The sequence below is a fragment of the Pseudokineococcus basanitobsidens genome, from assembly GCF_037482545.1.
Lineage (GTDB): Bacteria > Actinomycetota > Actinomycetes > Actinomycetales > Quadrisphaeraceae > Pseudokineococcus > Pseudokineococcus basanitobsidens.
The window spans coordinates 68008-74506 of sequence record NZ_JBBIAA010000014.1 but is presented as its reverse complement, the minus strand read 5'-3'; the positions used below and the strand labels follow the sequence as shown (position 1 = coordinate 74506).

Annotated in this window: 7 protein-coding genes; 4 read left to right on the top strand and 3 right to left on the bottom strand. The window is 77.0% G+C overall.

What is annotated here, in order from left to right; all coding sequences use genetic code 11:
• Positions 1 to 122 precede the first annotated feature (122 nt).
• Genes WDZ17_RS11975 through WDZ17_RS11965 form a run of 3 tightly spaced genes read right to left on the bottom strand, consistent with a single transcriptional unit; the run spans position 123 to position 1764 of the window.
• The gene (locus WDZ17_RS11975; protein WP_339575391.1) at positions 123 to 743 is read right to left on the bottom strand and encodes a recombinase family protein; all 621 of its coding nucleotides are present in this window, start codon (positions 741 to 743) and stop codon (positions 123 to 125) included.
• Positions 740 to 1537, bottom strand: coding sequence for a Fic/DOC family protein (locus WDZ17_RS11970; RefSeq protein WP_339575390.1), 798 nt, complete (start codon positions 1535 to 1537; stop codon positions 740 to 742). Before WDZ17_RS11970 ends, WDZ17_RS11975 begins: the two co-directional genes overlap by 4 nt.
• Positions 1537 to 1764 carry an antitoxin VbhA family protein gene (locus WDZ17_RS11965; protein ID WP_339575389.1) on the bottom strand — a complete coding sequence of 76 codons (228 nt, stop codon included), beginning with the start codon at positions 1762 to 1764 and terminating at the stop codon, positions 1537 to 1539. The genes WDZ17_RS11970 and WDZ17_RS11965 overlap by 1 nt, the downstream gene beginning before the upstream one ends.
• An 845-nt stretch (positions 1765 to 2609) precedes the next feature.
• On the opposite strand from WDZ17_RS11965, the gene WDZ17_RS11960 reads away from it, so the two are divergent.
• From WDZ17_RS11960 to WDZ17_RS11945, 4 genes are all read left to right on the top strand, one after another.
• On the top strand, positions 2610 to 3104 hold the full coding sequence (locus WDZ17_RS11960; protein WP_339575388.1) for an FBP domain-containing protein: 495 nt from the start codon (positions 2610 to 2612) through the stop codon (positions 3102 to 3104).
• A 157-nt stretch (positions 3105 to 3261) separates the two neighbouring features.
• Positions 3262 to 4104 (top strand): GntR family transcriptional regulator, encoded by an 843-nt coding sequence (locus WDZ17_RS11955; RefSeq protein ID WP_339575387.1) that lies wholly within the window; start codon positions 3262 to 3264, stop codon positions 4102 to 4104.
• A 239-nt stretch (positions 4105 to 4343) separates the two neighbouring features.
• Positions 4344 to 5588 carry an SIS domain-containing protein gene (locus tag WDZ17_RS11950; protein WP_422631974.1) on the top strand — a complete coding sequence of 415 codons (1245 nt, stop codon included), beginning with the start codon at positions 4344 to 4346 and terminating at the stop codon, positions 5586 to 5588.
• The coding region (locus WDZ17_RS11945; protein WP_339575385.1) for an N-acetylglucosamine kinase at positions 5588 to 6499 on the top strand (912 nt) is incomplete at its 3' end. The genes WDZ17_RS11950 and WDZ17_RS11945, both read left to right, overlap by 1 nt.

Here is a 6499-nt window from a genome sequence, read left to right as displayed (position 1 = left end):
CGAGGCTAACGAGCAGCCGACTCGTCATCCCGCTTGACGACCCACAACCGGGGAACGCGCACGTCAGAAGCGCGCTGAGCTGATGCCTCGACGCCGGCGTCCCAGTTGACCTGTCCGGATGGTCAGTCCCGGACAGGGGCGTCGTACGGGGCAGCGGGAGGTGCGGGCGCCTGCTCGTCGTCGCTCTGTCGGGAGGCGGCGAGGTGGCTGACGAGGGTGGAGCGGCCGACGCCGAGCTGGGCGGCGATCTGGGCCAGGGACGGGTCGGTGGACGCGCGTAGGGACCGGGCGGCGGCGAGCTTGTCGGGGGTCATGACGGTGGGGCGTCCGTCCTTGCGGCCGCGGGCCCTGGCGGCGGCCAGGCCGGCGCGGGTCCGCTCGGAGATCAGCCGGCGCTCCATCTGGGCGAGGGCGGCGAAGATGTGGAAGACGAGCTCTCCGCCGGGGGTGGTGGTGTCGATGGCCTCGGTCAGGGACCGGAACTGCACGTCGCGGGCGGCGAGGTCGCCGACGAGGGCGACGAGGTCGGTGACCGAGCGGCCGAGGCGGTCGATCCGCCACACGGCCAGGACGTCGCCGGGGCGCAGGTCGTCCAGCGCCGCGGTCAGCTGGGGGCGGGCGGTGGTGGCCCCGGAGGCGTAGTCGGTGAAGACCCGCACGGCGCCGGCGACCGCAAGAGCGTCGTGCTGCAGGGCGGGGTCCTGCTCGATGGTGGAGACCCGGGCGTAGCCGACCACGCTCACCGCTCGTACCCCTGTCCCCGGGACGTGTCCGACTGGTGCCTGCGCCGGTAGGACTGCGAGTCCGGCGGCTGCCGGGGCCCGTGGGCCGCGGCCCGGGCCGGGCCGGCGCTGCCGAGCCGGGCGACCCGCAGCGCCTCGAGCGCGTCCGTGCTCGCCCGCTCCCCCGGCCCGGGACCCGCCGTCGGCGGGCGCTCGATGGTCATCTGCTCGAAGACCGGCACGAGCCAGTCGGGGTGCACGGCGAGGTAGCCGAGGTCGGGACCGGAGAAGGCCGACCGCTGGTTCCACGCGGCCGGCTCGACCCGGGAGTGGTCCAACCGGAACGACGACGCCTCGGCGACGGCGTCGAGGAAGGCCCGCCCGGTGCGGCCGTTGCCCTCCCGGAAGGGGTGCGCCTGGTTCAGCGGCGCATAGACCGCCGCCATCCCCCGGCCGAAGCCGGCCCGGTCCACGCCCCGCCAGTCGACGGCCGCCACCGCGGCCCAGGTCTCGGCCAGGTAGTTGTCGATCAACCGGGTGGGGGCGAAGCCGCGGGCGTCCTTGGCGATGTCGACGGTGCGGAACTGCCCGGCCCAGTCGAAGACGTCCTGGAACAGGTGCCGGTGTAGGCCCCGCAGGTGGTCGGCGTCGAAGGTCACCTCGACCCGGGCGGTCCCGAGCGAGAGCTGCTCCTGGCGCCGGGTCGTCTCGCGGTACTCGCGCTGGGCGAGCTCGACCGGGTCACGCAGCCCGAAGCGGTTCCGCAGGACCTCGGTGTCGGGGTAGAGGTAGGACGCCCAGTCCCCCGGGGGCATCAGCCCGCCGCGCGCGACGCCGACGCGCTCAGCGCGGAGCGACGCTGGTACTCCTCGTCGTCGATCACGCCCAGGCGCAGGTCCACCAGGTCCGCGACGTCCTGCCGCGACGGCTCCCAGCCCTCGAGGTGAGCCGTCGCCAGCGACTGCGTGAGCCCGAAGCGGCCCTCGTCGTCGAGCCGGCCGAACTCCTCCGGGAACCGCTGCGTCCACATCGACTCGTACACCGGACACCCCTGACCTCGACGACGGCCCGCCCAGTCTGCCGAGGGGGCCAGCAGACATCCAGGGTCTGCAGTTCCCGGCCGTAGGTTCTCGGCACGGCTTCTCGGCCTCCGATCCGGCGTCGCCGGCGCCTCAGCAGGCCCTTGTCGCCCGAGGACAGCAGACGGTCCTTACCCGGTAGCTCGGCTCTGACGAGTCGCTGCCCCGGACGACATCGACGGGGCCGGTGGGCCACCGCCGGGGTACGGGCGCAGGCAGGAGGCGGGCAGCCACCCGCTCATCACGGTCCCGGCCACGTCCATGACGTAGACCACGCGGGCCTGCCAGACGCCGGCCCCGGTGCGGTCCCGGGCGGCCACGACCCCGGGCACGGGCTCGAGGCCGTCCAGCACGACCCAGCAGTGCTGCCGGCCCCCACGCGGCAGGTCGGGACCTGGTCGTCCTCCTCGTCGCCGGTGGCTGCGGCGGAGCGGGCGAGCAGGTCGTGGCGCTGCTGCGCCGTCCTGCTCGACGTCCACCCAGCACCCACGCCGTCACGACCTGCGGGGGACCCTCCCCGTGCCGCCGCGCCGGGTCTACGGTGCGGGGCGTGAGCAGCAGGTCGAGCGCGTCCCGGGCCGTGCCCCGGACGCGGGCGGAGGTGGTCGGCGGCGCGTCCGCCGGCAGGAGGTAGCGGCCGCTCCCGGTGCGTCCCGTGCGGGACGCAGACCGGCAGCGGCGCCCCGAGGTCGACGTGCGGTCCTTCCGGAGGGACCGCAGACCTCGCGCGCGCCGCCGCACGACCCTCCCGACGACCCTCCCGCACGGGCGGCTGCCCGCCGCCGTGCCCTCCCGAAGGACGACCGCCGTGCTCCCCCTCACCCCTGCGACCCTGCGCGCCTGCTTCGTCAACGCCTCGAAGAAGGAGCGCTCCGACGCCTGGCTGCCCGACCTCGACGCGCTCGACTGGGACGCCCTCGACCTGCTCGGCTGGCGCGACGCGAAGCTCGGGCGCCGGTCCTACGTCGTCGTCCCCACGGACGGCGGGGGCGGCGCGCCCGTGGGCGTCCTGCTCCGGCAGGCGGAGGCGTCCCCCCGCAGCCGCACCCAGTGCGCCTGGTGCGCCGACGTCCGGCTGCCGAACCCCGTCGTCATGGTCGGCGCCCGCCTCGCCGGACCGGCCGGGCGCGCCGGCGGCACCGTCGGCACGCTCGTGTGCGAGGACTTCCAGTGCTCGGCCAACGTGCGCACCGACCCCCCGCTGCCCTACGAGGGCTTCGACGTCGCACGCGCCCGGGCCGAGCGGGTCGACGCCCTGCGCACCCGGGCCGCCGGGTTCGTGCGCGCCGTCACGACGCGCTGACGCCGGCCCGACGCGGGGCGACGGGGGCCCCGACCCGACCCGTCCTGCGGCGTGCAGCCGTCCTGGTTCTTGGGCTGCGTCGCCGGGCTGCGTCGGAGGGAGGTCGAGGGAAGGGCGGAGACGGTGCCGCCGACCGGGGGGTCGGTAGCGTCGGGCCATGGCTGCCGAGACGCCGTCCCGGGCCGGCGGTCCGGAGGTCGCCGGTGAGCTCCTGCGCGACGCCCAGCCCCTGTCGCGGCGCACCGCAGGTCGCGTCGCCGCCGACCTGGCGGCCGCCGGGGCGCGGGAGGGCGACCGGCTCCCCGGCGAGCGTGTCCTCGCGCAGCGGTACGGGGTCTCGCGGGTCACGGCCCGCGCCGCGCTGTCGCTCCTCGCCGAGCGGCGCGTGGTCGCCGCCACCCCGTCGCGGGGCTGGTACGTCGTGGCGCCGCCCCGGTCGGTCGACCGCGGGCAGGTCCCGGTCGGCTCGCGCCCCGGTGCGTCGGAGCCGAGCCGCGTCCGGGTCCGCGGCCACGCGGACGTGCAGGGGTTCGCCGACCAGGCGGCGTCCCAGGGGCTCGTCGCGCGGGCGCGCGTGCTCGAGCAACGGGTGCGGGCGGCGACCGTCGACGAGGGCGCAGCCCTGCGTCTGGCCCCCGGTTCCGCCCTCTTCGAGCTGCGCCGGCTGCGGTTCCTCGACGGCCTCGTGGTCGTGGACGAGCACAACCTCGTCCCGGCGGCCCTGCACCCGGGGCTCGTCGACGTCGACTTCTCGACGGCCGGCCTCTACGCCACGCTCCGTGCCGCCCGGCCCCCGGTGCACCCCCGGGTGGCGGACTACGCCGTGGAGGCGAGAGCCGCCACGGCGCGCGAGGCGACGCTCCTGGAGATCGACGGCCACGTGCCCCTGCTCGTCGCCCGGCAGCTGAGCTTCGACGAGACGGGTCGGCCGGTGGAGCTCACGACGGCGGCCTACCGCGGCGACCGGTACCGCTTCACGGCGTCCATCACGAGCGCCTGAGGGGCCACCACCGCCCGCCGGCCGGCCCGTCTGGTCTGGTGCTGGTCCTAGGTCGGTTGCCGGGGGTCATCGGCCAGATCTATGGTCTGCCGCGGGCAGCGACGGACCGACGTGGCCCCGCGTCGCCGGTCGTAGGCGGGCGACCGGTCTGCTGCCGGTCTTCTCCTCGCCCGCCGCACCCCCCCGCCCCGGAGGCCCGCGTGACCGTCGACGAGACCCACCACCCCACCACCGGGCCGGTGCTCGGGCTGGGCGAGGACGAGCTGCGGCGGCGGCACGCCGCCACGACGGCGCGGGAGATCGGCCAGCAGCCGCGCCTCTGGCGCCAGGTCGGCACGGACGTCGCCCGGGACGGGGCGCGGACGACCGCCTTCCTGGCTCCCCTGCTCGAGCGTCCCGACCTGCGCGTCGTCCTCGCCGGGGCCGGCACCTCCGCCTTCGCGGGTCAGGTGCTGGCGCCGGCGCTGCGCCGCCGGCTCGGCCTCGACGTGGACGCGGTCGCGACGACGGACGCGGTCGCCGCTCCCCGCGAGGCCTTCACGCCGCAGCGGCCCACCCTGCTCGTCTCCTTCGCCCGCTCGGGCGACTCGCCGGAGTCGCTGGCCACGACCGCGCTGGCCGACGAGCTGGTCGACGACCTCCACCACCTCGTCGTCACGTGCAACCCCGACGGCGCGCTGGCCGAGCAGCACGGTCGGCGGGAGGACTCCCTCGTGCTCCTCATGCCGGAGGGCTCCGACGACGCGGGGTTCGCCATGACCTCGAGCTTCACCTGCATGGTGCTCGCCACCTGGCTCGTCCTCACCGGCGCGGCGGACCCCGGCGCCTCCGACCCGGTGCAGGTGTGCGGGCGGCTCGCGGCGGCCGGCGAGGACGCCCTGCCGCGCCTCGACGCCCGGGCCGCGGGGCTGGCGGCGGCCGGGCGGCGCCGGTGGGTCTACCTCGGGTCGGGGTCCCTCGCCGGGCTGGCCCGGGAGTCGGCGCTCAAGCTGCTGGAGCTGACCGCCGGCGCGGTGACCACCACGGCGGACACGGCGCTCGGCTTCCGGCACGGGCCGAAGGCGGTCCTGGACGGCTCGACGACCGCCGTCGTGTACGTCTCGAACGACCCCGGCACGCGCGCGTACGACGAGGACATCGTCGTCGAGCTGCGGGCGGCCCTCGGCGCCGACGCCGTCACGGCCGTCCTGGCGCGCCCCTCGGCCCGGCTGGGGGAGGGGCCCGTGGCGTCGATCGCGGGCGTCGACGACCTGCCGGACCCGCTGGTCGCCGTCGTCGCCGTGACCCTCGCCCAGCTCGTCGGCCTGCACGTCTCCCTCGCCCTCGGCCGGGAGCCCGACGACCCCTTCCCCGCCGGGCAGGTCAACCGCGTCGTCCAGGGCGTGACCGTCCACCCGCTGCCCGGCAGTGCGACCGACCGGCGCGACGACCTGCCGGACGACCGGGTCGACCCGGGGCGGGACCGGACGGACGCGGTGCGCTGATGCGCTGCTACCTCGGCGTCGACGGCGGCGGGACGAAGACCGCGTTCGCGCTCGTCGGCGAGGACGGCCGGCTGCTGGCCCGGCACGAGGCCCGCAGCTCGTACTACCTCGGCACGGGCGTCGACCTCGTCGGCGAGGTGCTGGCCGAGGGGGTCGGCGCCGTCTGCGCGGCGGCCGGTGTCCGGGCGCAGGACGTCACGCGGGCCTTCTTCGGGCTCCCCGCCTACGGGGAGGTCTCCGCGGACGTGCCCGCGCTGGACGCCGCGCCCGCCGCCGTGCTCGGCCACGACCGCTACGACTGCGACAACGACATGGTCGCGGGGTGGGCCGGGTCCCTCGGCGGCGCCGACGGCATCAACGTGGTCGCCGGCACCGGGTCGATGACCTACGGCGAGCGCGACGGCGTCGGCGTGCGGGTGGGCGGCTGGGGCGAGGCCTTCGGCGACGAGGGCTCCGCCCACTGGGTCGCCGTGCGGGGCCTGCAGCTGGCCAGCCGCCAGGCCGACGGCCGTGCGGGGCCCGGCCCGATGCTCGACGTCCTCGTCGAGCACCTGGGGCTCGACGCCCCGCTCGACCTCGTGGACGTCGTGCTCAACCGGTGGGGCGCCGAGCGGGGCCGGGTGGCCTCGCTCGCCCCGGTCGTCGTCCGCGCCGCCCGTGCGGGTGACCGGTCGGCCGCCTCGGTCCTCGAGGCCGCCGCCGACGAGCTCGTGCTGCTCGTCACCACGACCGCCGCCCGCCTCGGCCGTCCCGAGGAGGGCGCCGACGGCTGGGGAGCGGGCGGCGCGAGCGTCCCCGTCTCCTGCAGCGGGGGCCTGTTCCGCGCCCGCGAGGTGCTCGACGGCCTGCGCGCGGGGCTCAGGTCGGCCGCCGGCGGCTTCGAGCTGCGGCGGCCGCAGCTGAGCCCGGTG

Coding starts and splice junctions, on each gene's coding strand:
- WDZ17_RS11955 (WP_339575387.1), top strand. CDS start 3,262: ATGGCTGCCGAGACGCCGTCCCGGGCCGGCGGTCCGGAGGTCGCCGGT.
- WDZ17_RS11970 (WP_339575390.1), bottom strand. CDS start 1,537: ATGCCCCCGGGGGACTGGGCGTCCTACCTCTACCCCGACACCGAGGTC.